Consider the following 20165-nt stretch of genomic DNA (forward strand, 5'->3'; position numbering starts at 1 on the left):
GATGACCAACGAACCGGAATATCTTGTCGTGGTGAATCATGAAGAGCAGTATTCCATCTGGCCGGCTGACAAGGAAATCCCCTTGGGCTGGCAGGCGGAAGGCATGCGCGGCGACAAGGCGGCCTGCCTTGACCACATCAACACGGTCTGGACCGATATGCGCCCCAAATCGCTGCGCGAAGCGATGGAGCGCGAAGGCCTGCCGCGCGGCATCTGAACCGCGGGGTCCTTCGCAAGCTCCGATCGCTGGGTCGCACCAGACATGGCGCGCGGCAGCCAAGGACATGGAAACCGGGGGCCGACTGCCCCCCGATCCATCGATGTGACAGTGCTGAGAAGGCGACAGCCATCGCCTTCGGACAGCACAGAGGATGCGGCATCCAGCCATCAGGCCCTGATGCCCTTCGCAAGCGTCTCCAAAGCTGCAAAAAGCAGGAAACTGATGGCCGCCAGCACGAAAAGCGCCGCGAACATGAGATCCGTCTGACCGCGCCCATTGGCCAAAAGCATCAGGTAGCCCAGGCCTCGTGACGCGCCGACCCATTCTCCGATGATCACGGCAAAGGGGGCATAGACCACCGCCAGTCGCAGCCCGGAGCCGAGCGCGGGCAGCGCATGAGGCACCTGCAGCAGGACCAGACGCCGCAGCGGCGTGGCACGCATCATCAGCGCAAGATCGCTCATCGGCGCAGGCAGACGCATCAGGCCATCAAAGAAGGCCGAGGTGACCGGAAAATAGATCACCAGCATGACGATGACGATCTTCGAGGCCGCCCCATAGCCCAGCCAAAGTGTCAGGATCGGTGCGAGCGCAAAAACGGGTACGGCCTGCGCGAAGATCAGCATCGGGCGCAGCAAGACCCGGGCGCCCGGCGACAGCGCAAGGTTCAGCGCCGTCACCACGCCAAGCGCGACCCCTGCGGCCAGGCCGGTCAGCAGGTTGACGGCTGTGAACTGCGCATGTTCCCACAGAAGTGGCGCCTTGTCCCAGAGGGCGGCACCGACGCGCGCCGGGCCTGGCAGGATGAACCCGGGGACGCCCGTCGCCCAGACGACAAAGTGCCAGAACGTCAACGCAAATCCAGCCGCCGCAATCGCGCGCAGGAGCAAATGGGTCAGCCAGCGCATGCGATGTTCCGATGCAGACGCGCCAGCAACGCCGCCTGCGCTGCCAGAACCTCGGGCGCACGAAAATCACGCGGGGTCGCGCCTTCTGGCAAGCCGAGATCCTCTGCCCCACAAGGCCCCAGCAGCCATGCGCGATCCGACAGGCGAATGGCCTCCAGCGGATCGTGGGTGATCAGGATAACCGTGCGCCCCTTGAGCAGGGCTGCCGCAAGGTCCTGCATGGCCAGCCGGGTTGCCGTATCCAGCGCCGAAAAGGGCTCGTCCAGCACCACGATCGGTGCATCCTCGATCAGCACCCGCGCCAGTGCCACACGCTGACCCTGCCCCCCGGAAAGCTCGGCGGGGCGACGATGTTCCAACCCCGCCAGCCCCACCTGCGCCAGCAGCGCATGGGCGCGGGCCATATCGGGCTGCGCCCCCCTCAACCTTGCGCCGATGGTCACATTCTGCACCAGATCGGCCCAGGGCAGAAGGTGTTCGCCCTGCGCCATCATTGTCACAGTGCCGGCAAGCGGCAGGCCGTCTCTGGCGATCAGCCGACCTTTCAGCCGCTGCGGCCCCGGCAGGCCCGCAATCAGCCGCGCGATGGCGGATTTGCCAACCCCTGATGCGCCCAGCAAGCAAGACCAGCGCCCCGCCGGGATATCCAGTGCCAGATTGCGGATCAGGGGGGCGTCGCCCATCCACAGGTCGCCCATGACACCAAGCGCGATCATGCGCCGTCCAGTCCCATCTGCCAGAATCCGACTTCAAGCCGGGTGGCGGTGGCAAAACGCCGAGACAATTGGCGGGCGCGTGGCAAGCTGGCCCAATCAGACCCCAGCCGGGTGATCAGCGCAGTATCGATCAACGCCCCCACATCGCGGCACAGTCGCTGATACCCTTCATCCGCATAGGCGTTGATCCAGTCGCAATAGGGGCCCCCGCTCCCCTTCAACCGGGCACCGATCTCGCCATAGCCCAGCACACAAGGGGCCAGCGCGGCCATCAGGTCCAGGAAATCGCCAGAATAGCCCGCCTCCAGCACATAGCGGGTATAGGCAAGGTTCGCGGGCGCTTCCTCGGTTGCCTCCAGCGCGGCGGTGTCGATCCCGGCACGGGCACAGACCTGCACATGCAGCGGCATCTCGTACTGCGCCAAAGCCTGCACAGTGGCGGCAGCGGCCTGTATCTCAGCCAAGGTCTCGGCCTTGGCGGCGGCCAGAGCCCAGGCGCGGGCAAACTGGATCAGGAAGAGATAATCCTGCCGCAGGTAATGCAGGAAATTCGCGCGCGGCAACCGCCCTGTCCGCAGCCCCTCGACAAAGGCATGATGGGTATAGGCGTCCCAGGCGGGCGCCTCTGCCCGCCAACGGGCAAAGGCTTGGCCATAATCGGGCAGATCGCTCATTGCAGCGCCCCGGCGGTGACATCGACCGCAAGGTCTGAAACCGGCAGCCCGCCTGCCGTTGCGCCGCGTTCGGCCAGAAATGCCTCGAAGCGCGCATAGCGCCCCGCATCCAATGCGGCGGGATCGGTCGCAAAGCGGGGCCAGGTATCTTCCCACGCAAGGGTGTTCAGATCGGTCTGCAATTCAGCGGCTGTCGCGGCGAACATCTCCCATGCCTGCGCGGGGTTGTTGCGAATATAGCCTGTCGCCCGTTCCGTCGCGCCCAGAAAGCGGTCGATCACGGCTGCATCCATCCGGTCGGGATTGGCAACATAGATCAATTCATCATAGGCGGGCACGCCCTCGGCTTCGGGGTTGAAACAGCGCCCTGTCATCCCCTCCAGTGCCAACTGGTTCAGTTCGAAATTGCGAAATGCACCGATGACGCCATCCACCTGCCCCGCCATCAGGGCAGGTGATATCGACCATCCGATATTGATCTGGTCCACATCTTCCGGGGCCATGCCGTGATGGGCCAGCATCGCGTTCAACATCACCTCTTGTATGCCCGCCACGGCAAAGCCCACCTTGCGCCCGCGCAAATCTGCCATGTTCCGAACTGGGCCATCGGCCAGTACGACAAGACAGGTCAAGGGTGAAGAAATCAGCGTGCCAACCCGGCGCAGCGGCAGGTCGTTATGACGGCTGAGATGCAGTTGCGGCTGATAGCTGATCGCCAGATCGACACGACCCGCAGCCACCATGCGCGGCGGGTCATTCGGGTCGGATGGGGTGACGATCTCGACCTCCAGCCCGGCCTCGTCGAAATAGCCCAGTTCCTGCGCCAGAATGATCGGGCCATGGTCCGGGTTCACGAACCAGTCCAGCATCAGGCTGATCCGGTCCTGTGCGGCGACGGGCAGGGAAAATGCAGCCGTCATGGCCGCAGCGGCAACAAGGATTTTCATGGCATTCCTTTCAGGACTGAATGGCCAGCAGGGCGATCTCGCCCGGCCAGCGGGCTTGCAGCTCTTGCCCGGCATTGTGCGCGCGCAGGCCGGTGGCACATGCCAGAACGACACGGCGGCCATCCGGGGGGGCCAGCGCCCAAAGACCTGCGGGCGGAACATGGCGCGCACCGGGGCTGAATGGCGCGGCCTCGGCCCGCAGATCGATCAGCAGGTCATCAGACCGGATCTGATTGCGCGCGATAAACCGCAACGGGCGTTCGGGTTCAGGGGCACGGTCAAACCGAAACCCTGCAAACCGCCAGCGGGCAGTATCAACGGTGATCATCTGGCCCAGCGGCGACGGCGCCAGCCCCAGCAGAACCGACAGCGCCATCTGTCCCTGCAACGCCCCGACCGCCCCCACCATGGGGCCCATTACCCCGGCGGTCGCACAACTCGCCCCGCGTTCGGGCAGATCGGGGAAAATCGCACGCAGCGAGGGTGATCCCCCACAACACCCTGCGACATAGCCCGCCTGCCCCAGTGCAGAGGCGGTAATCAGCGGTTTGCCCCGGTCGTGGCAATGGTCGGAAAGTGTCAGGCTGGCCGCGAATGTATCGGCGCAATCAAGCACCAGATCGGCCGCCCCCACCAGCGGCGGCGCATTGGCAGGGTCCAGCATCTCAATGACGGGAACAACTCTCACATCCGGGTTCAGGGCAGTCAGGACATTGGCCGCGGCCTGTGCTTTTGGCTGGCCAATCTGATCCATGCGGTACAGCGGTTGGCGGTGCAGATTGTGTTCCGCAACTAGGTCGACATCAACCAGCGTGATCGTCCCGATCCCCGCGCCAGCCAGGTATTGCAAGACCGGCACGCCCAGCCCCCCCGCACCGGCAACCAGCACATGCGCGCGCGCCAGACGCGCCTGTCCAGCCGCGCCGATCTCGGGCAATATCGTCTGACGGGCATAGCGGCTCATGCACAGACCCTCAGCCAGTCGCAGATCCGGGCCTCGGGGTCAGGGTGCAGCGTGATGTCAGTCACCGCCGCAACGATATCGGCCCCGGCATGAAACGCCCCTTCAGCGCGGGCGACCGTCATGCCGCCAATGGCGCACAGCGGAATGTCCCCCACCCGCCGTTTCCAGTCTCCGACACGATCCAGCCCTTGCTCGTGCCATTTCATCTGCTTCAGGATCGTCGGATAGACGGGGCCAAGCGCGATATAGTCGGGCGACAGGGCCAGCGCGCGATCAAGCTCCGCATGGTCATGGGTGGACAGGCCCAGTTTCAGGCCTGCGCGACGAATGGCCGGCAGATCGGCGGTGTCCAGATCCTCCTGCCCCAGATGCAGCCAATCTGCGCCTTCCTCGATCGCCAACTGCCAATGATCATTGATCACAAGCGCCGCGCCATGCGCCTGCGCCAGTGCCAGCCCATTGCGGATATCCGCGCGCAAGGCTTCTGCCGGGCGATCCTTGATGCGCAATTGCACCAGCTTCACGCCAAGCGGCAGCGCGCGTTCCAGCCACGCGACGGACTCGAAGATGGGGTAGAAGCGGGGAAGCGTCACAGCCAGGCCTTTCCGGGAACAGGGGTAGAAGGTACGGCCATCTCGCGCGGTGTCATCGGGTCTGCCTGCCGCGCCAATGCGCCCGCCCGGACCGCAAGGGCAAACCCCCGCGCCATCGCCACCGGATCGCCAGCCTGCGCGACTGCCGTATTCAGCAGAACGGCGTCGAAACCCATTTCCAGCGCATCTGCGGCATGGCTTGGCAAGCCAAGCCCCGCATCGACAACCATAGGCACATGCGGAAACGCCGCGCGCAGGGTTTTCAGCCCGTAGCGGTTGTTCAGCCCCAGCCCCGATCCGATGGGCGCACCCCATGGCATCAGCACCTTGGCCCCGGCCTCCAGCAGACGCGCGGCCAGAACCTGATCTTCGGTCGTATAGGGAAAGACCTCGAACCCGTCGGCGGCCAGCGCCTCGGTGGCATCCAGCAGCCCGAACGGGTCCGGTTGCAACGTGTCGGCATGGCCGATCACTTCAAGCTTGATCCAGTTCGTCTCGAACAGTTCGCGGGCCATCTGCGCCGTGGTAATGGCCTCGCGCGCGCTGTAGCACCCCGCCGTATTGGGCAGGACATGCACCCCAAGCCCGCGGATGATCTCCCAGAAGGCCTGTCCCTGCCCGCCCTCGCGGCGCAGCGAAACCGTCGCCACCGATGCGCCCGACTGGCGAAAGGCGGCCTCCATCACAGCCGGAGAGGGATATTGTGCCGTCCCCAGCATCAGCGGAAGATCAAGATTGACCCCATAGAAATCGCGCATCTTTCTACCCCCCCTGCATCGGGGCCAGCACTTCCAGCCGGTCGCCGTCTTTCAGGATCAGACCTGCCCGCATGGTCTTTGGCACGAACTCACCGTTCACTGCGGTGGCCACGCGCGCCGCGCCCCAGCCCAGTTCCGCCAGCGCCTCGGCCAACGTCTGCCCCACCACGGCGCGACCCTCGCCATTCACCTCAATCTTCATGCACCAGATCCCCCTTTATGCCCCTGGTCAGATACGCGACCGCCTGCGCCGCCAATGCGGGCGCGATCAGATAGCCATGGCGGAACAACCCGTTCAGATGCAGCACGCGCCCCCGCACCGTCACCCGCGGGACATTGTCGGGATAGGCCGGGCGCAGGTCCGCCCCGGTTTCCAGCAGTTCCGCCTCGGCAAAACGCGGGTCGAGCGCATAGGCCGCGCTCAGCAATTCCAGCACCGAACGGGCAGAAATCCCGCGCCGCTGGCTGCTTTCAAGCTGCGTGGCCCCCAGCATGAACAGCCCACCCGCGCGCGGCACCACATAAAGCGGGTGGCGCGGATGCAGCAGCCGGACCGGGCGCGAAAGCATGATGTCCGACGTGCGCAAGATCACCATTTCGCCGCGCACAGCGCGCAAGCCCGGCAGGGCCGCCGCCATGCCCCGCGCGTCGATCACCCACCCTTCCAGCGCATCCGGGGTAACCTCAGCCCGCTCGATCTCCACCCCGCGCTCTGCCAGCACCCTGACCAGATCAGACAGCGCGCGGCGCGGGTCGAGATGGGCCTCGCCTGCAAAGAACAGCGCGCCCTTGTGGGGGGCAAGGTCCGGCTCCAGGGCCGCCAGATCATCGACACGGCAATGGCCCGACGTGCGACGTGCAAACCGCGCCAATTCGCCCTGATCCCGCTGCAGCGCCACCACCAGCGATCCGCGATGAACCACCTCTGTCACCTCTGACCAGAACGCCGCAGCGGCCTGACCATGGGCCACGATGGCAGGTTCGGCCACGGCCCCTTCGCAAAAGGGCGCAAGCATGCCCCCTGCCCACCATGAACAGCCATGCGGCCCCGGCGGGCCCTTGCGGTCGATCAGGCGTATGGTCAGGCCCGCCTTGACCAGCGCATGGGCCGCGCACAGCCCCGCCACCCCTGCCCCGATGATCGTGACGTCACGCATGGGCCCAGACCGCGTGGAAATGATGCACCGGCCCATGACCAGACCCGACGCCCAGCCCGTCCGCCGCCGCGATGGCGCCCTGCAGATAGCCATGCGCGCGGGCCACAGCCCGGGATAGCGACATCCCCTGCGCCATCCCGGCCGCAATGGCTGCAGAAAGCGTGCAGCCTGTTCCATGTGTGTTGCGCGTGGCACGACGCGGCGCAGTCAGCCGGGTGATGCCATCGGGGGTGATCAGCAGGTCAACACAATGCGCACCCTCGGCATGACCGCCCTTCATCAACACCGCTTGTGGCCCGAGGGCACGCAAGGCATGGCCCTGGCGGATCATTTCGGCTTCATCCTGCGCGGGCGCGCAATCCAGCAGAACGGCCGCTTCGGGCAGGTTTGGCGTCAGAACCGTGGCGATCGGCAAAAGCTGGTGGCGCAAACCCGCAACGGCGTCTTGCGGCAACAGCCTGTCGCCGGATTTTGCCACCATGACCGGATCCAGAATGATGGGGCGCGCGCAGCCGCAAAGCCCCCGCGCGACTGCGGCAATCGCCTCTGCCCCACCCAGCATGCCCAGCTTGACGGCGCGCACATCCAGATCATCAAACACCGCCGCCATCTGTGCGGCGATCATCGCAGGGCTGGCAGGTTCGACCCGGGTGACAGCCCGCGTGTTCTGTGCGGTCAAGGCCGTGATGACACTCGCGCCGTAAACACCAAGCGCCGAAAAGGTTTTCAGATCCGCCTGAACACCCGCGCCCCCGCCCGAGTCAGAGCCCGCTATCGTCAAAGCTATCGGCACCAATGTCCGCTCCTCGCTGAATATCGGCGCAAGAATACGGACGTAACGCACGGCATTGATCGTGCTCACCGTTCCCTCCGCCGGTATGATCCGGATCAGGTTCGATGGGTTGGCTTTCACCTCTCAGCCCCGCAAAGGGCACCCCAACGGTTGTGCAGATGAGATATTCTCAATCCAGAACCCTGACAAGAGCGCCTGTGCAGGAATTGATCCGCCAAGTCCCTTGATGTTTCGGTGCCACCTGGTCATACTTCCGGCGTGGAGGATGCCATGACCATCAAAAGTTCCATCTCGCTTCGTGATGACCAGCATGCCTTCGCCAAAGCTCTGGTGGAAGGCGGTCGGTTCCCATCTGTCAGTGCAGTCGTGCAGCAGGGGCTTGACCTTCTGCGGCAGCAGGATGCCGATGCGCAGGCCGACCGGGCCGCCTTGCGCACCCTGCTTGCTGAACGTGCGACCGGTGATTTCGTGACCGGGGATGACCTGCGCGCGCGCATCGCCGCCCGCCGCGCCGAATGAGCGACACAGACTGGACAGTCGTCTTTGCGGCGGCGGCGGCAGATGATCTTGCCCTGATCGAAGACCACCTGGTCCGCGCCTATCGCACCTTCGGCGAAAGCATGCCCGAAGCACGCCACCGCGCCGGGGTTCGGATTGAAGCGATCATCACAACCGCCGAACGTCTGCGCATTGCCCCCTATCGGGGCAGCGATCAAAGCGACCTTTTGCCGGGGCTGCGAAATCTTGCACTCGACAACGCCGTCTACTGGTTCGTTCCCGACCCTGATAACCGGCAGATCCGTGTGCTGGCTGTCTTCTTCGGCGCGCAAGACCACCAGCGTCACATGCTGGTCCGGCTGCTGCAGAAGGGCCGGGGGTGAAAGGCCAGCCGATCTTGATAGGCCCGCAGGATTCGGATGATCCCGGCACCCTGCCCTGCGATCTATCACCGGATGAACGCCACCGCGCAGTGATCCAGCGGCAGTGGGCCAGACCCAACTTGACGCCATATCTAGAAATCACTTGCACGAATCTGACATTTCGCCCAATAGTCACGGAAAAGCGTGATCAAACGTAATTTTCCGTGAACACGATGCAGCGCCGAAAGCGATGCGGAAGGCACGCGAAACAAAGAGCAGAAGAGCAAGACCATGCCGCACGAGGAACTCAACTCGGTGATCCGCCAGCATTCTGAACTGCTGGCCGCGCAATTGCACGCGCAACGTGAAAGCATGTTCCCGCCGGATGCGTCCAAGACCCTGCGCAAATTCACCTCGGGCGAGGCCGCCGCGCTGCTGGGGGTGAATGACAGCTATCTGCGCAAGCTGAACCTGGAAGGCAAAGGCCCCTCGCCCGAGGTGACGCCGGGCAATCGCCGCCTCTATTCCGCCGAAGATATCCGTGACTTGCGGATTTTGCTGGAGAAAACCGCGCGCAAGCCGGGTGACTACCTTCCGGGCCGGCGCGAGGGCGATCATCTTCAGGTGATCGGCGTGATGAACTTCAAGGGCGGTTCGGGCAAGACCACCTCTGCCGCGCATCTGGCGCAGCGGCTGGCGCTGACCGGCTATCGCGTGCTGGCGATCGACCTCGACCCGCAGGCCTCGATGACCGCGCTGCATGGCGTGCAGCCGGAATTCGACCTGATCGATGGCGGCACGCTCTATGATGCGATCCGCTACGATTCGCCGGTGCCGATCCGCGAGGTCATCCGAAAGACCTATATCCCCGATCTCCACCTGATCCCCGGCAATCTTGAACTTATGGAATTCGAACATGAGACGCCGCGCGCCCTGTCGCAGGGCAATGCCGGGCTGTTCTTCTTCCGGGTGCGCGATGCCTTGCAGCAGGTCGATGCCGATTACGACGTGGTGGTGATCGATTGCCCGCCGCAGCTGGGCTTTCTCACCATGTCGGCGCTTTCGGCGGCAACTGGCGTGCTGGTCACCATCCACCCCGAGATGCTTGACGTGATGTCGATGTCGCAATTCCTGCGCATGACCGCCGATCTGATGGATGTGATCGCCGAAAGCGGTGCCGACATGTCGCATGACTGGATGCGCTATTTGCTGACGCGCTATGAACCGACCGATGCACCGCAAAACCGGATCGTAGCCTTTCTGCGCACCATGTATGGCGACCGGGTACTGAATGCGCCGATGCTGAAATCCACCGCGATCTCTGATGCGGGTCTGACCAAGCAGACGCTCTACGAAGTCGAACGCAGCGCCTTCACCCGTTCCACCTATGACCGCGCGCTGGAAAGCGTGAATGCGGTGAATGACGAGATTGCGCAGCTCATTCAGAAAACCTGGGGCCGGTAAGGGAGGCGGGGATGTCTGACAGCAAGAAGAAACGCCTGTCGATGCTGGATGGGCTGGCGGCCGTGGGGGCCGCGCCTGCGGCCAGCATGATGTCCACCAACCGGGCCCTGCGCTCGGCCCGCGATGCGGTGGATGCCCATCATGTCTGGGAGCTGGACCCCGAGACGATCACCGATCCGCGCCCGGCCGACCGGCTGGACCCGCGCGATATGGCTGATCTGCGCGCCTCCATCGAGGCGAATGGCCAGACCGTGCCGATTCTGGTGCGGCGCGACCCGGCAGATGCCGGGCGTTACCTGCTGGTCTATGGCCGTCGCCGGCTGGAGGCGATCCGCGCTTCCGACAAGGTGTCGAAGGTGCGGGCGCTGATTGCGCAGATGGATGACAGCGCCGCGCTGCGGGCGCAGATCACCGAAAATACGGCCCGGCGCGATCTGTCCTATATCGAACGCGCCCTGTTTGCCGAACAGCTGATGCAGGGCGAGTTTGGCACGCAGGCCCAGATTGCCGAAGTGCTGAACACCACGAAATCCGCCATCTCCATGGCCCTGTCAGTGGCGCGGGCCGTGGGGCCTGATCTGGCGCAGGCCATTGGCCCGGCGCCGGGCATCGGGCGGCCCCGCTGGGAGGCGCTTGCCCGCGCCCTGGAAGAGGGGGCGCATAATCACCAGGATCTCGCCTGGATCGCGATGCAGGCGCGCATGGGTTCGGATGCAACAGGTGAGGACGCGGGCTCCGAAGGGTTTGAGGCCGTGCTGGCGCATGTGACGCGCCGCCCGGCCACCGCGCCGAACGAACCCGCAGCGCCATCAGCCACAGAAAAGCAGCCGCTGACGCTGGAGGGCCGCGTGGTCGGCCATCTTCAGGCGGGGCCAAAAGGGCTGCGGCTGGATCTGAAACCGGATGCGGAGGGGTTTGCCGATTTCGTGGCAGCCGAGGCCCCTGCCCTTCTGGCCGAACTTCACGCGCGCTGGAAGCAGCGCGCGTAAGGGCACGAGCAACAATAACAGGAACAGGAGGCACGACCCCGGTAAAAGAAAGGCCCCGCAAAGCTTTCGCCTTACGAGACCCCCTTTGATCTTAGCACCTTCAAGGTAGCGGTCCCCGGCAACTTCCGCAAGTCCGAAGTGATTCGCGGGTGGGTTTTTTATTGCCGTCGTGAAATTGAACATGGGATACAGCCCAGTCACGCCGTTCCGGCGCGCGGTGGATGCTGCGCTTCTGGAACGTGACCGCCGTCAGGCGGCCAATTCCTTGCCGCCGCAAGGGATCAACAAATGGGAGGCTCTGCGCGAAATCGGCGTGGCCCGCGCCGCGCTTGGGCTTACTGACCGTGACATCGCGGTGCTGCAGGCCCTGATCAGCTTTCACCCCCAGACCATTCTGGCGGGCAACCGTGCCGACCTGGTGGTCCATGCCTCCAACGAGGCGATTTGCGCGCGTCTGAATGGCATGCCCTGTTCAACCATGCGGCGCCATCTGGCGGCGCTGGTGGCGGCCGGTGTGGTGGCGCGGCGCGACAGCCCGAATGGCAAGCGCTATGCCCGGCAAACGGCAGGCGGCAAAGTGGCCTTTGGCTTTGACCTGACGCCGCTTGTGCAGCGCCATGAAGAATTCTGCGCCATGGCCGAGGCCGTCCGGGCCAAGGCCGAGCGGTTCACCCGCCTGCGCGAAACCGTCAGCCTGATGCGACGTGATCTGGCCGGGCTGGCCCTATGGGGCGAGGAATGCCGCCCCGATCTGGGCCTCTGGCCCCGGCTGCAAGACCTTGCTGCCCTGACAGCCCGGGCGCTGCGGCGCAAGCTGGATATGGAAGACCTTGCCGCGCTTGAAGCTGCACTGGCCAAAGCCTTGACCGAGGCCAGGGATATTCTGGAACCTGTTTCCGCAGAACTGAGCAGCAATCATGCCCAAAATGAGCAGCACCATCAGAATTCAGATACAGAACTAAAAGAACTTGAAGATCGCAAGGAACACGCAGATGCGGCGGCGGCACCTGATCCCGACCGCCCTGCCCCACGCCTTCCGCTGGGCTTGGTGCTGTCGGCCTGTCCTGAAATCCAGACCTATGCAGAGACCCCCTTGCGTCACTGGCACCAACTTGTGCGCCTGGCGGAAACCGTGCGCCCCATGATGGGGATTTCCCCCGATGGTTGGAACGAAGCGCGCGAGGCCCTGGGGCCGGAAGAAGCCGCCGTCGTTCTGGCCGCAATCCTGCAAAGGTTCGACCAGTTGAAATCGCCGGGCGCTTATCTGCGCAGCCTTGTTCGCAAAGCCCTGGAAGGCGCGTTTTCTCCGGGTCCCATGGTGATGGCCCTGATGAAAGGCGACCGGCGGGCGGCGTGAACTTCGGGCGCGAACCTGTGCCAGACAGAGGAAAGTTCACAGCTGTGAACTTTCTTTGGTCGACTGACGATACCTGCGGTGATCTGGACACAAGGTCACAAAAGGGCAGGGGCGCGAGAGCAACCTTGACCCGGCTGAAAAACTCGGGGCACACCTATGACCTGAAGGGCTGCCCATGCCTTTCAAGACAAGACCAGCGCCAACCCGAAGGCCACCGACCGATGAAGAGCTTCACCCGACGGTCCGCACTGACGCTTGGTGGCGCTGCTGTTGGGTGGTTTGCCGCGCGTGGCCTTGGCAGCGACCTGCCGGTTTATGACGGCGTCAAGCGCTTGGGTGGTGAAGCGTCAAGCGCCGTCCTCATGAATGATGCCAGCGGGCTTTCAGCCATGCCGATCCACAAACATCTGATCCTGACGGAAAGCGCGGATAATGCCCTGATCGCGGCGCTTCGCCGGGAACTGGCTGAAGCCAGTTCCGAAGGACGGCCCGTCAATGTTGGCGCGGCCCGGCATTCGATGGGGGGGCAGGCGATCCCCCGCCAGGGAACGGCCTTGACCTTCGACAATGGCGCACTGGAACTGGACAGCGCAAACCGAACCTATCGGGTGCATGCGGGTGCGCGCTGGTCGCAGGTGATCGCAGCGCTTGATCCGCAAGGTTGGTCGCCCGCTGTCATGCAGTCCAATCACGACTTTGGCGTGGCGGCCACATTTTCTGTCAATGCCCATGGCTGGCCCGTTCCCTTTGGGCCAATGGGGGCCACGGTCCGGTCGCTGCGGATGCTGTTGCCCTCTGGCGATGTCGTCACCTGCTCGTTGTCCGAGAACGCCGATCTTTTCCGTCTCGCGATGGGCGGGTATGGGCTGATCGGGATCATCCTCGACCTCGACGTGGATATGGTGCCGAACCGTCGGCTGATCCCGCGTTTCGACCTGATGCCTGCCGCCAATTTCCCCGCAGCCTTTCGGGCGGCAGTGGACGATCGGACCGTATCCATGGCCTATGGACGGCTGAACGTCGAGCGGGCGAGATTCTTTGAAAAGGCGCTGTTGATTACCTATCGCGAAACGCCAGACCAATCCGATCTGCCGCCCGCACCCGGCTCGGGCTGGGTGTCGCGGGCGGCAGCGCGGCTGTATCGGGCGCAATTGGGGAATGAAACCTTCAAGTCCGTCCGGTGGTGGTGTGAAACAGAATTGGGCACGGTTCTGGGGGGTGGTGAGACCACGCGAAACGCGTTGATCAACGAACCCGTACAAACGCTGGATGACCGCGACCCGAACCGTACGGATATCCTGCACGAGTATTTCATCAGCTTTGACGTCTTCGATGCGTTTCTGGAGGCCTGCCGGGCCGTGATCCCGAGTTCCTATCAGGAGTTCCTGAACGTCACCCTGCGCTATGTTGCGCAAGACGATCAAAGTGCATTGTCTTATGCCACCACGCCGCGCATTGCTGCCGTCATGTCCTTCAGTCAGGAAATGACCGCCCGCGCCGAAGCGGATATGCAGCGGATGACCGAGCAATTGATTGACCTGATCGCGAAGATCGGCGGCGCCTATTATCTGCCTTACCGCCCTCATGCGCGGTTGGATCAGATGGCCGCAGTCTATAGTGGTGCCGTCGATTTCGCGGCGCAAAAGCGCCGACTTGATCCGCATCTGGTTTTGCGAAACAACCTTTGGGACAGCTATTTGGGGCACCTATGACCATTCTGCAAAAGCTCTGCCTCGGCTATTTCGGGGCGCTCATGATCGCGGCCTCGCTCAATTACATTCCCGGACTGACCGATGAAAACGGCCTGGCTTTCGGGATTTTCGCGCTGGATATCTACGACGACGCGCTGCATGTGGCCTCGGCGCTATGGGCTTTGGTGGCCGGGCTGACATCGCACAGGGCGGCGCGATCATTTCTGGTGCTGTTCGGGCTGGCCTATCTTGGCGATGGCGTGTTCGGGTTCTTTACCGGTTATGGCTATCTTGATCTGGGCATCTTCACCAATGGCTCGGCGGGCATGGACCTTTCGATCGGGCGCATTCTGGCCAACGCCCCGCATCTGGCCCTGGGCGGACTTGCCGCCTGGGCAGGCCTGCGCAACATCGGGCGCCCGGCATGAAGACGCTTGCGCGTTGGGTCAAGCGGGCGGTTCTGGGGCTGCTGGTCCTGTGTCTCGCTCTTTTTGTACCCATCGCCTATACCGAGACAGCCTGCCGCCCCGCCGGATCGCCTGTCAGCCTGCAGCCGATCCTGCCGCCTGCGCATCATCGCCCCGAAAGCCGCACCCTGTTGACCTACCCCGAGTGGCACATCGTGCATGCCTACGAAGATTATGCCCGTGTGATCGAAACCGGGGACCCGCATGAATATGGCTTCATCAATGGCATTGCGGGGTTCTGGGGATCGCTCTGCGCGCTGTCGCGGAGCGCGGGCCAGTTGGGGCCGGTGGATTTGGAAACCAAGCAGATGGTCTATGTCATCGGGGTCAGCTTTACGGCCGAGCTGCTGCTGAAGGCCGCCTATGAGGAAACCATCGGCCGCGCTTTTGCCGTTCTGCGCGGTCCGGCACGCGCGCCGCTTGATGATCTGTCGGCGGCCCAGGCCAAGGCATATGCCGCATTCCTTCAGCAGATACCGTGGTACAAATGGGACTTCCGCCGCGATGCCACAGCGTTGGCAGATGCCGAGGGCATGGGCGTGCGCGACACGGAACGCCGGGTTGCCCTTGGGCTCGAATATCGCGCGAAGGCCGCATATGCCGATGTGATCGCCGCAGCCGTGGCCCAGACCGGGAACGACGCGCTGACGCTTCGGATGATCGTCACCGGGATGGAGGCGCAGACGCTTTCCGCGATCGATGGCGTGACGGTCATTGGCGCCCGTCCCGAAGGGATCGAGATCGAAACCCCCCGCTATCGCGCCCTGACGCTGCTGATCGAGAAGCTTGCCGCTGGTGGTGTTGAATTTGTGGAGATCGCGGGGAATGATGACATCATGTTCACGATCCTGAGCCCTGATCCGGTGTATCCGGGGGCCATCGACAGCCTGAACCGGCAGGGGTTCGAAGACTACAGGCATCTGGTGATGATCCGCATTGCGGACCTTGGTGAAAGCCTGCGCGGTCTGAAGGGCAGTGCGGCGCGGCTGGAACATATCCATGACTATTAAATCCGCACTCGGTGCCCTTGCGATGATGTTCACCGCCTGGTTGGCCCTGATTGCCTTGGTGACGGTCGCCACCGACGATGCCCCGGCTTTCGTGGTCTTGTTTCCAAGCCGCACATTGCAGCGCAACCTGGGCGCAGAAAGCTCGGTCCTGTCTGTATCTGCCTTCAGTCTGACCGTGGCATCAAATGAAACCCATGCGGCGATGAACCTGTACCGCAAGGGGGCTTGGCTTGTTCTGCCGGCGCGGCTCAGGGGCTGTGTTCCCAATCCGTGAGCCTTGCGCTGTGCCCGCATCGTGCCCTTGATGCCGTGGAGCGGGTGCGCAGGGCAGTTCAAGCCGAGAATCTGGCAGGGAAATGGTTAGGTGACTGATATTATTTGATAAATTGAGATTTTTCAGTTTTATATCTGTCGTTCACAAAAGGCTGCAATGCCCCTTCTGCGCCATTCACTGCATGCCCCCGGCTTGGGTCTATGGCGTCGGCGGCGGTTCTGAGCCCTGAAGCATGTGTTTTGCATCGTCCATGCAGCCCACCACGAAATCGGCGACAGCCCTGATCCTGGGCATTTCGATGCTGTCATTGTGCAGGACCATGTAGATATCCTGCCGCAGGAATCCCGCTGGTCCGGCGACGCGGACCAGCCCGGCCGAGCGATCGCCGACCAGACAGGGCAGGTAGGCATAGCCCAGCCCGGCCTCTGCCGCAGCGACGTGACCCTGCAGCGAGCTGACCTTGATCGCGGGGTTGCGCCAATGCGAATGGGCCATGGCCGCCTTGGCAATGGGCAGGCCATCATGGCCATCGGACCAGCCGACAATGCCAAGATCGCTGCCCAGGCCGCTGGGGTCGATGCTGCGGGACAGGTACAAGGCATGATGGAGTGAACCGACCGAGCGGGCCTTGAACGCGCCTTGTTCCGGAATGGAAACCCGGATTGCGATATCGGCTTCGCGCTGATGCAGAGCGATGGACGGAATGCCGGTCAGACATTCGATTTGCAGCAGCGGATGGCGCGCGAGGAAGTCTGCCAGTCTTGGGATCAGGATCAGGTTCGCGATATTCTCGCTGACCGCAATGCGCACATTGCCGGCAGGTTCGTGCCCGGTGCCTTCCAGCTTGCAGGAAAGATCGGTGAAGCCTTGTTCGATGGTCGCGCAATCCAGCAACAGGTCTTCGCCCTCGCGGGTAAGGATATAGCCGGTGGGCGTGCGGGCAAACAGCAGGCGGCCCAGATCATGTTCCAGATTGGCGAGGCGACGCGACAGGGTGGCCGGGCTGACCCCAAGGCGATTGGCGGCGGTGGTCAGCGATCCGGCCCGCGCTGTCAGAATGAAGCACTTCACGTTGTCCCAGTTCATGCCGCGCATCGTGGTGCTTCCAAATCATTACCTGGGGCAGGGGGGCCGGTGACCTGTCGCCAAAACTGAAAAAGGGGGTTTCATGCTTTACTGTAGGCCTATCACCGGTTGAGTCAATAAACTCTCTGCAGTGCAGCATGGCTGTCCAGTGCCCAGAACCTGCCTGCCCTGGCTGCGCAGTATGATTTCAGAGAGGGACCAATGGTAAACCGAACCGCACTCATCGTTGGCGATTGTTTTGTCGGCTATGGCCAAGTCGAGAATGTCTTTACCGTCACTAGCTTTGCGAAGGTATTGCGCGCCGTGGCAGCGGGCAGCAAGGCGCCTGACGAGCTTCCCATGGAGATCCGTTGGGGGCAGGGCGTGGGCGAGCATGAGCGGGCCTATATCCTGCGGCTGATCGCAGGTTTGGCCCCGCAGCGGGCCATCGCCATTGCCAAGCCACGGGCCGCCCCTGCCGCAACGCGCGGGCATGTGCACAAGCGCGCCCCCCAAAACGTGCTGATCTCGGTGCCCGTGGCGGAAACGGCCACGCGCTTTGTCTCGGATCGGCCTCGTCGGGATGCCGGGGATCGTGCCGCATGATCCTGACCTTATCGCGGTTGCGACCGCCAGAAACTGGAAAATCCTGCAATGACTGTCACTACGAATCCCGGCCTTGCCGCAGGGCAGGCCCGCTCCTCCGGCTGTGGCCGCGCACCACCGCCCCCGGATCGACAGCACATTCGCATTGGCCGACCATGCCGCCGCCTTTGCCCGGCTGGTCGCCAACCCGCGCGGCAAGGTCGTGGTGCGGATCGGCTGAGGCGCATGCCGCCGGTTCTGCGGAACAGGCTGCATCGACCGGGATCCCTTGGTCGGGGCAGCCAATGACCGGTTTTTGCGCAGGCCCCACTTGCATTGACCGGCTTTGAGTAGAAGGTTGTCCCCCAGCGAATTGGACAAGGGACGAGGCGGGCATGGCGCAGCCGATTATCACTGGGAAGATCGGCGAAGCTCTTCGAGATCGACGAAAGCGCATGAAGATTACGCTTCAGGAACTCGCGCGTCGTACCGATGTGACACCTGGATTCCTTTCCCAGATGGAGCGGGGGCTTTGCTCGCCGTCCCTGTCTTCCCTGCTTCGCATCACGCAAGCGCTCGAAACGACCATCGACGAGATGTTGAGCATCGCGCCTGACGGTCACCCGCACCTTCAGGAAGGGAAGCGCCCCCTTTGGGGTATGGGAGATGCAGGGCGATTCTATGAAAAGCTGGGCCCCAGCTTTGAGGGTGCGACCTTCTACCCGACAATCGTTCATCGTCCATCAGGGCATGTTTCCGAGCATATGAAGCATCCCGGTGAAGCTTTCTGCTACCTCATGGCAGGTGAACTTGAATACCATCTGGGCAAGGACGTTTTTGTTATGCGTCCGGGGGATACCATCCACCACGACACCATGATCCCACACCATTCCATCGTCACGAGCGCAGGTGAAAGTGTCGAACTCTGGGTCTCGACGCTCCCCTCAAAATTTAAGTAGCACTAAAAAAATCTGGACTTTCGCGACCGCTTGAGTAGTTTCCCCTGAAAACAAAACGCAGGGAGGAATGAATGAAACTCTTTTCGACGGTCGCCATGATCGCACTGCTTGCCGGGTCGCTTTCCACAGCCTGGGCACAGGACCGCGGCGGAGTCCTGAATTTCGCGCGCTATGACGGCTCCAAGCTGATCGACCCGATCTATGCTGACCGTAACCCTGACATCTGGATGGTGATGAACCTTTTCGACACGCTGCTGACGATGAAGGACGGCGTGGCGATCGACAACCTGACGCAGAGCCACGCGGTGTCGCCCGATGGGTTGACCCTGACCCTGACCCTGCGGGACGATATCAAGTTTGCCGACGGCACCCCGATGACCGGCGCTGACGTCGTGTTCTCGCTGGACCGGGCACGCAACAAGGACCTGACTTCCTGGGCAGACCTGATCAGCAGCATCGACACGGTGTCTGCCGAAGGCAATGTGGTGACCGTCACGCTAGAGCACGCGGACCCGGCCATCCTGTCGATGCTGGCCACGTTCAGCACCGCCATCGTATCGAAAGCCGCCTTCGACGCAGCACCCGGTGCGACCGATCAAGAAAAATCGGCCGCGATCTTTGCTTCGGGCAAGCCGGGTGTCGGTTCGGGCCCGTTCTACCTGTCGGGCTTCTCGCAGGGCGCGACGATGGACTTCACCGCCAACCCGCATTACTGGCGCGCGGGTGCGGATGGCAAGCCGCTGCCGTACCTGGATGGTGTGCACTTCGAGATCATCCCCGATGACGCGACCCGCGTGCTGAAGCTGCAATCAGGCGAAGTTGACGTCGCAGAGTTGATCCCCTTTTCGCGGGTGGCCGAGCTGAAGGCCGATCCCGAACTGAGGATGGAACTATTCCCCTCGACGCGCATCATCTATGCGCCGATCAACACCCGCGAAACCCGGACAGATGGCAGTGCCAACCCGCTGGCCGACGTCAGGCTGCGCCAGGCGCTGAATTACGCGACCGACAAGGACGCATTGGTGGCTCTGGTTCTGCAGGGTTCGGGGGCGCCGATGTCATCGCCGCTGATGTCGTCGCAAACGCCGCTGGCCGCCGATATGTCGCCGCTTTACGGCCATGACATCGAGAAGGCCAAGGCGCTTGTCGCAGAGGCGGGCATCCAGCCGGGCACGTCGCTGACTTTCACGACGCTTGCCGGTTCAGCTGACGATGCGACGGTTTTCGCAGCACTGCAGCAGATGTGGGCTCCGCTTGGCGTCAATCTGGTTGTCGAACAGGTCGACAGCGCGACACGCGGTGCGAAGAACAAGTCGGGCGAGTTCGACATCCATACCTATGGCTGGAGCGACGATGTTGCCGATCCGGCGCAGGTTGTCGGCTGGCTGGGCTACAACCCGACCGCCAATTCGGTGGGCACCGGCTGGAATGACGCGGCCTTCAACGGTCTTTATGAAGCGGCAAATGCCGAGGTGGATCCGGCCAAACGCGCCGAAGACTACAGGAAAATGCAGGAAATCTACGCTGAAGCGGCGCCACTGCTGTGGCTTTTCGAGACCCCATATGCCGTTGCGATGTCGAAGAAGGTGGAGGGCTATGTGCAGCTTCCCCTTGGCGTGAACAAATTCGACGAAGCCACGATCAAGCAATGATCTGACCCGCTTTCTGTCTTGTCCTGCCCCGGCGCTTTGGCGTCGGGGCCTTGTTTCCGTCA

The 20165-nt window shown here is 63.1% G+C and carries 24 protein-coding genes and 1 riboswitch; of the genes, 13 read left to right on the forward strand and 11 right to left on the reverse strand.

From position 1 onward, the window contains the following. Window position 1 precedes the first annotated feature (1 nt). Window positions 2-217, forward strand: a complete 216-nt coding sequence (locus V6590_RS17685) for an MbtH family protein (RefSeq protein ID WP_335425013.1) — start codon at window positions 2-4, stop codon at window positions 215-217. Between the two features lie 170 nt (window positions 218-387). On the opposite strand, the gene V6590_RS17690 is transcribed toward V6590_RS17685, so the two are convergent. From V6590_RS17690 to thiD, 10 genes are read right to left on the reverse strand one after another with little or no spacing between them, the layout of a single operon-like run. Continuing rightward, window positions 388-1128: an ABC transporter permease gene (locus tag V6590_RS17690; RefSeq protein WP_335425014.1), complete on the reverse strand. Its 741-nt coding sequence runs from the start codon at window positions 1126-1128 to the stop codon at window positions 388-390. Then, window positions 1116-1841: an ABC transporter ATP-binding protein gene (locus V6590_RS17695; RefSeq protein WP_434063281.1), complete on the reverse strand. Its 726-nt coding sequence runs from the start codon at window positions 1839-1841 to the stop codon at window positions 1116-1118. The genes V6590_RS17690 and V6590_RS17695 overlap by 13 nt, the downstream gene beginning before the upstream one ends. Beyond that, window positions 1841-2518, reverse strand: coding sequence for a TenA family protein (locus V6590_RS17700; RefSeq protein WP_335425016.1), 678 nt, complete (start codon window positions 2516-2518; stop codon window positions 1841-1843). Before V6590_RS17700 ends, V6590_RS17695 begins: the two co-directional genes overlap by 1 nt. Then, window positions 2515-3465, reverse strand: a complete 951-nt coding sequence (locus V6590_RS17705; protein WP_335425017.1) for an ABC transporter substrate-binding protein — start codon at window positions 3463-3465, stop codon at window positions 2515-2517. Before V6590_RS17705 ends, V6590_RS17700 begins: the two co-directional genes overlap by 4 nt. Before the next feature lie 10 nt (window positions 3466-3475). Next, the gene (locus V6590_RS17710; protein WP_335425018.1) at window positions 3476-4429 is read right to left on the reverse strand and encodes a ThiF family adenylyltransferase; all 954 of its coding nucleotides are present in this window, start codon (window positions 4427-4429) and stop codon (window positions 3476-3478) included. After that, a complete protein-coding gene (locus V6590_RS17715; protein ID WP_335425019.1) occupies window positions 4426-5022 on the reverse strand; it encodes a thiamine phosphate synthase in 597 nt (198 codons plus the stop codon). Before V6590_RS17715 ends, V6590_RS17710 begins: the two co-directional genes overlap by 4 nt. Further along, window positions 5019-5780 (reverse strand): thiazole synthase, encoded by a 762-nt coding sequence (locus V6590_RS17720; RefSeq protein WP_335425020.1) that lies wholly within the window; start codon window positions 5778-5780, stop codon window positions 5019-5021. Before V6590_RS17720 ends, V6590_RS17715 begins: the two co-directional genes overlap by 4 nt. A gap of 4 nt (window positions 5781-5784) precedes the next feature. Then, a complete protein-coding gene (thiS, locus tag V6590_RS17725; RefSeq protein WP_335425021.1) occupies window positions 5785-5982 on the reverse strand; it encodes a sulfur carrier protein ThiS in 198 nt (65 codons plus the stop codon). Continuing rightward, window positions 5972-6937, reverse strand: a complete 966-nt coding sequence (locus V6590_RS17730) for an FAD-dependent oxidoreductase (protein WP_335425022.1) — start codon at window positions 6935-6937, stop codon at window positions 5972-5974. The genes thiS and V6590_RS17730 overlap by 11 nt, the downstream gene beginning before the upstream one ends. Continuing rightward, the gene (gene thiD, locus V6590_RS17735; protein WP_335425053.1) at window positions 6930-7733 is read right to left on the reverse strand and encodes a bifunctional hydroxymethylpyrimidine kinase/phosphomethylpyrimidine kinase; all 804 of its coding nucleotides are present in this window, start codon (window positions 7731-7733) and stop codon (window positions 6930-6932) included. The genes V6590_RS17730 and thiD overlap by 8 nt, the downstream gene beginning before the upstream one ends. 52 nt (window positions 7734-7785) lie before the next feature. Then, window positions 7786-7886, reverse strand: a riboswitch (TPP riboswitch). Between the two features lie 114 nt (window positions 7887-8000). Between thiD and V6590_RS17740 the strand changes: the two genes are divergently transcribed. The 9 genes from V6590_RS17740 to V6590_RS17780 all read left to right on the forward strand — a co-directional run bounded on the left by V6590_RS17740 (window position 8001) and on the right by V6590_RS17780 (window position 15842). Next, window positions 8001-8249 carry a ribbon-helix-helix domain-containing protein gene (locus tag V6590_RS17740; protein ID WP_335425023.1) on the forward strand — a complete coding sequence of 83 codons (249 nt, stop codon included), beginning with the start codon at window positions 8001-8003 and terminating at the stop codon, window positions 8247-8249. Next, window positions 8246-8611: a type II toxin-antitoxin system RelE/ParE family toxin gene (locus V6590_RS17745; protein WP_335425024.1), complete on the forward strand. Its 366-nt coding sequence runs from the start codon at window positions 8246-8248 to the stop codon at window positions 8609-8611. The genes V6590_RS17740 and V6590_RS17745 overlap by 4 nt, the downstream gene beginning before the upstream one ends. Window positions 8612-8881: 270 nt before the next feature. After that, window positions 8882-10054 carry a plasmid partitioning protein RepA gene (gene repA / locus V6590_RS17750; protein WP_335425025.1) on the forward strand — a complete coding sequence of 391 codons (1173 nt, stop codon included), beginning with the start codon at window positions 8882-8884 and terminating at the stop codon, window positions 10052-10054. 11 nt (window positions 10055-10065) lie between these two features. Then, on the forward strand, window positions 10066-11043 hold the full coding sequence (gene repB / locus V6590_RS17755; RefSeq protein ID WP_335425026.1) for a plasmid partitioning protein RepB: 978 nt from the start codon (window positions 10066-10068) through the stop codon (window positions 11041-11043). A 181-nt stretch (window positions 11044-11224) separates the two neighbouring features. Next, window positions 11225-12400 carry a plasmid replication protein RepC gene (gene repC, locus V6590_RS17760; protein WP_335425027.1) on the forward strand — a complete coding sequence of 392 codons (1176 nt, stop codon included), beginning with the start codon at window positions 11225-11227 and terminating at the stop codon, window positions 12398-12400. Window positions 12401-12621: 221 nt separating this feature from the next. Further along, window positions 12622-14112: an FAD-binding oxidoreductase gene (locus V6590_RS17765; protein ID WP_335425028.1), complete on the forward strand. Its 1491-nt coding sequence runs from the start codon at window positions 12622-12624 to the stop codon at window positions 14110-14112. Then, window positions 14109-14519: a DUF4383 domain-containing protein gene (locus V6590_RS17770; RefSeq protein WP_335425029.1), complete on the forward strand. Its 411-nt coding sequence runs from the start codon at window positions 14109-14111 to the stop codon at window positions 14517-14519. The genes V6590_RS17765 and V6590_RS17770 overlap by 4 nt, the downstream gene beginning before the upstream one ends. Next, a complete protein-coding gene (locus V6590_RS17775; RefSeq protein ID WP_335425030.1) occupies window positions 14516-15568 on the forward strand; it encodes a hypothetical protein in 1053 nt (350 codons plus the stop codon). The genes V6590_RS17770 and V6590_RS17775 overlap by 4 nt, the downstream gene beginning before the upstream one ends. Then, the gene (locus tag V6590_RS17780; protein WP_335425031.1) at window positions 15558-15842 is read left to right on the forward strand and encodes a hypothetical protein; all 285 of its coding nucleotides are present in this window, start codon (window positions 15558-15560) and stop codon (window positions 15840-15842) included. Before V6590_RS17775 ends, V6590_RS17780 begins: the two co-directional genes overlap by 11 nt. Window positions 15843-16040: 198 nt before the next feature. On the opposite strand, the gene V6590_RS17785 is transcribed toward V6590_RS17780, so the two are convergent. Continuing rightward, window positions 16041-16928: a LysR family transcriptional regulator gene (locus V6590_RS17785; protein ID WP_335425032.1), complete on the reverse strand. Its 888-nt coding sequence runs from the start codon at window positions 16926-16928 to the stop codon at window positions 16041-16043. 201 nt (window positions 16929-17129) lie between these two features. Here V6590_RS17785 and V6590_RS17790 point away from each other — a divergent pair, with 201 nt between their 5' ends. The 3 genes from V6590_RS17790 (at window position 17130) to V6590_RS17800 (ending at window position 20103) form a co-directional block, all read left to right on the forward strand. Continuing rightward, a complete protein-coding gene (locus tag V6590_RS17790) occupies window positions 17130-17513 on the forward strand; it encodes a hypothetical protein (protein WP_335425033.1) in 384 nt (127 codons plus the stop codon). A gap of 374 nt (window positions 17514-17887) precedes the next feature. Further along, window positions 17888-18451 (forward strand): helix-turn-helix domain-containing protein, encoded by a 564-nt coding sequence (locus tag V6590_RS17795; RefSeq protein ID WP_335425034.1) that lies wholly within the window; start codon window positions 17888-17890, stop codon window positions 18449-18451. Window positions 18452-18522: 71 nt separating this feature from the next. After that, a complete protein-coding gene (locus V6590_RS17800) occupies window positions 18523-20103 on the forward strand; it encodes an ABC transporter substrate-binding protein (RefSeq protein ID WP_335425035.1) in 1581 nt (526 codons plus the stop codon). Window positions 20104-20165: the final 62 nt, after the last annotated feature.

This window comes from Gemmobacter denitrificans (genome assembly GCF_036964905.1).
Classification (GTDB): Bacteria; Pseudomonadota; Alphaproteobacteria; order Rhodobacterales; family Rhodobacteraceae; genus Gemmobacter; species Gemmobacter denitrificans.

Excerpts from the sequence above, each read along its gene's own strand:
- V6590_RS17685 (WP_335425013.1), top strand. The coding sequence starts at position 2 with ATGACCAACGAACCGGAATATCTTGTCGTGGTGAATCATGAAGAGCAG.
- V6590_RS17690 (WP_335425014.1), bottom strand. The coding sequence starts at position 1,128 with ATGCGCTGGCTGACCCATTTGCTCCTGCGCGCGATTGCGGCGGCTGGA.
- V6590_RS17700 (WP_335425016.1), bottom strand. The coding sequence starts at position 2,518 with ATGAGCGATCTGCCCGATTATGGCCAAGCCTTTGCCCGTTGGCGGGCA.
- V6590_RS17705 (WP_335425017.1), bottom strand. The coding sequence starts at position 3,465 with ATGAAAATCCTTGTTGCCGCTGCGGCCATGACGGCTGCATTTTCCCTG.
- V6590_RS17710 (WP_335425018.1), bottom strand. The coding sequence starts at position 4,429 with ATGAGCCGCTATGCCCGTCAGACGATATTGCCCGAGATCGGCGCGGCT.
- V6590_RS17720 (WP_335425020.1), bottom strand. The coding sequence starts at position 5,780 with ATGCGCGATTTCTATGGGGTCAATCTTGATCTTCCGCTGATGCTGGGG.
- thiS (WP_335425021.1), bottom strand. The coding sequence starts at position 5,982 with ATGAAGATTGAGGTGAATGGCGAGGGTCGCGCCGTGGTGGGGCAGACG.
- V6590_RS17730 (WP_335425022.1), bottom strand. The coding sequence starts at position 6,937 with ATGCGTGACGTCACGATCATCGGGGCAGGGGTGGCGGGGCTGTGCGCG.
- V6590_RS17740 (WP_335425023.1), top strand. The coding sequence starts at position 8,001 with ATGACCATCAAAAGTTCCATCTCGCTTCGTGATGACCAGCATGCCTTC.
- V6590_RS17745 (WP_335425024.1), top strand. The coding sequence starts at position 8,246 with ATGAGCGACACAGACTGGACAGTCGTCTTTGCGGCGGCGGCGGCAGAT.
- repA (WP_335425025.1), top strand. The coding sequence starts at position 8,882 with ATGCCGCACGAGGAACTCAACTCGGTGATCCGCCAGCATTCTGAACTG.
- repB (WP_335425026.1), top strand. The coding sequence starts at position 10,066 with ATGTCTGACAGCAAGAAGAAACGCCTGTCGATGCTGGATGGGCTGGCG.
- repC (WP_335425027.1), top strand. The coding sequence starts at position 11,225 with ATGGGATACAGCCCAGTCACGCCGTTCCGGCGCGCGGTGGATGCTGCG.
- V6590_RS17765 (WP_335425028.1), top strand. The coding sequence starts at position 12,622 with ATGAAGAGCTTCACCCGACGGTCCGCACTGACGCTTGGTGGCGCTGCT.
- V6590_RS17770 (WP_335425029.1), top strand. The coding sequence starts at position 14,109 with ATGACCATTCTGCAAAAGCTCTGCCTCGGCTATTTCGGGGCGCTCATG.
- V6590_RS17775 (WP_335425030.1), top strand. The coding sequence starts at position 14,516 with ATGAAGACGCTTGCGCGTTGGGTCAAGCGGGCGGTTCTGGGGCTGCTG.
- V6590_RS17780 (WP_335425031.1), top strand. The coding sequence starts at position 15,558 with ATGACTATTAAATCCGCACTCGGTGCCCTTGCGATGATGTTCACCGCC.
- V6590_RS17785 (WP_335425032.1), bottom strand. The coding sequence starts at position 16,928 with ATGAACTGGGACAACGTGAAGTGCTTCATTCTGACAGCGCGGGCCGGA.
- V6590_RS17790 (WP_335425033.1), top strand. The coding sequence starts at position 17,130 with ATGGTAAACCGAACCGCACTCATCGTTGGCGATTGTTTTGTCGGCTAT.
- V6590_RS17795 (WP_335425034.1), top strand. The coding sequence starts at position 17,888 with ATGGCGCAGCCGATTATCACTGGGAAGATCGGCGAAGCTCTTCGAGAT.
- V6590_RS17800 (WP_335425035.1), top strand. The coding sequence starts at position 18,523 with ATGAAACTCTTTTCGACGGTCGCCATGATCGCACTGCTTGCCGGGTCG.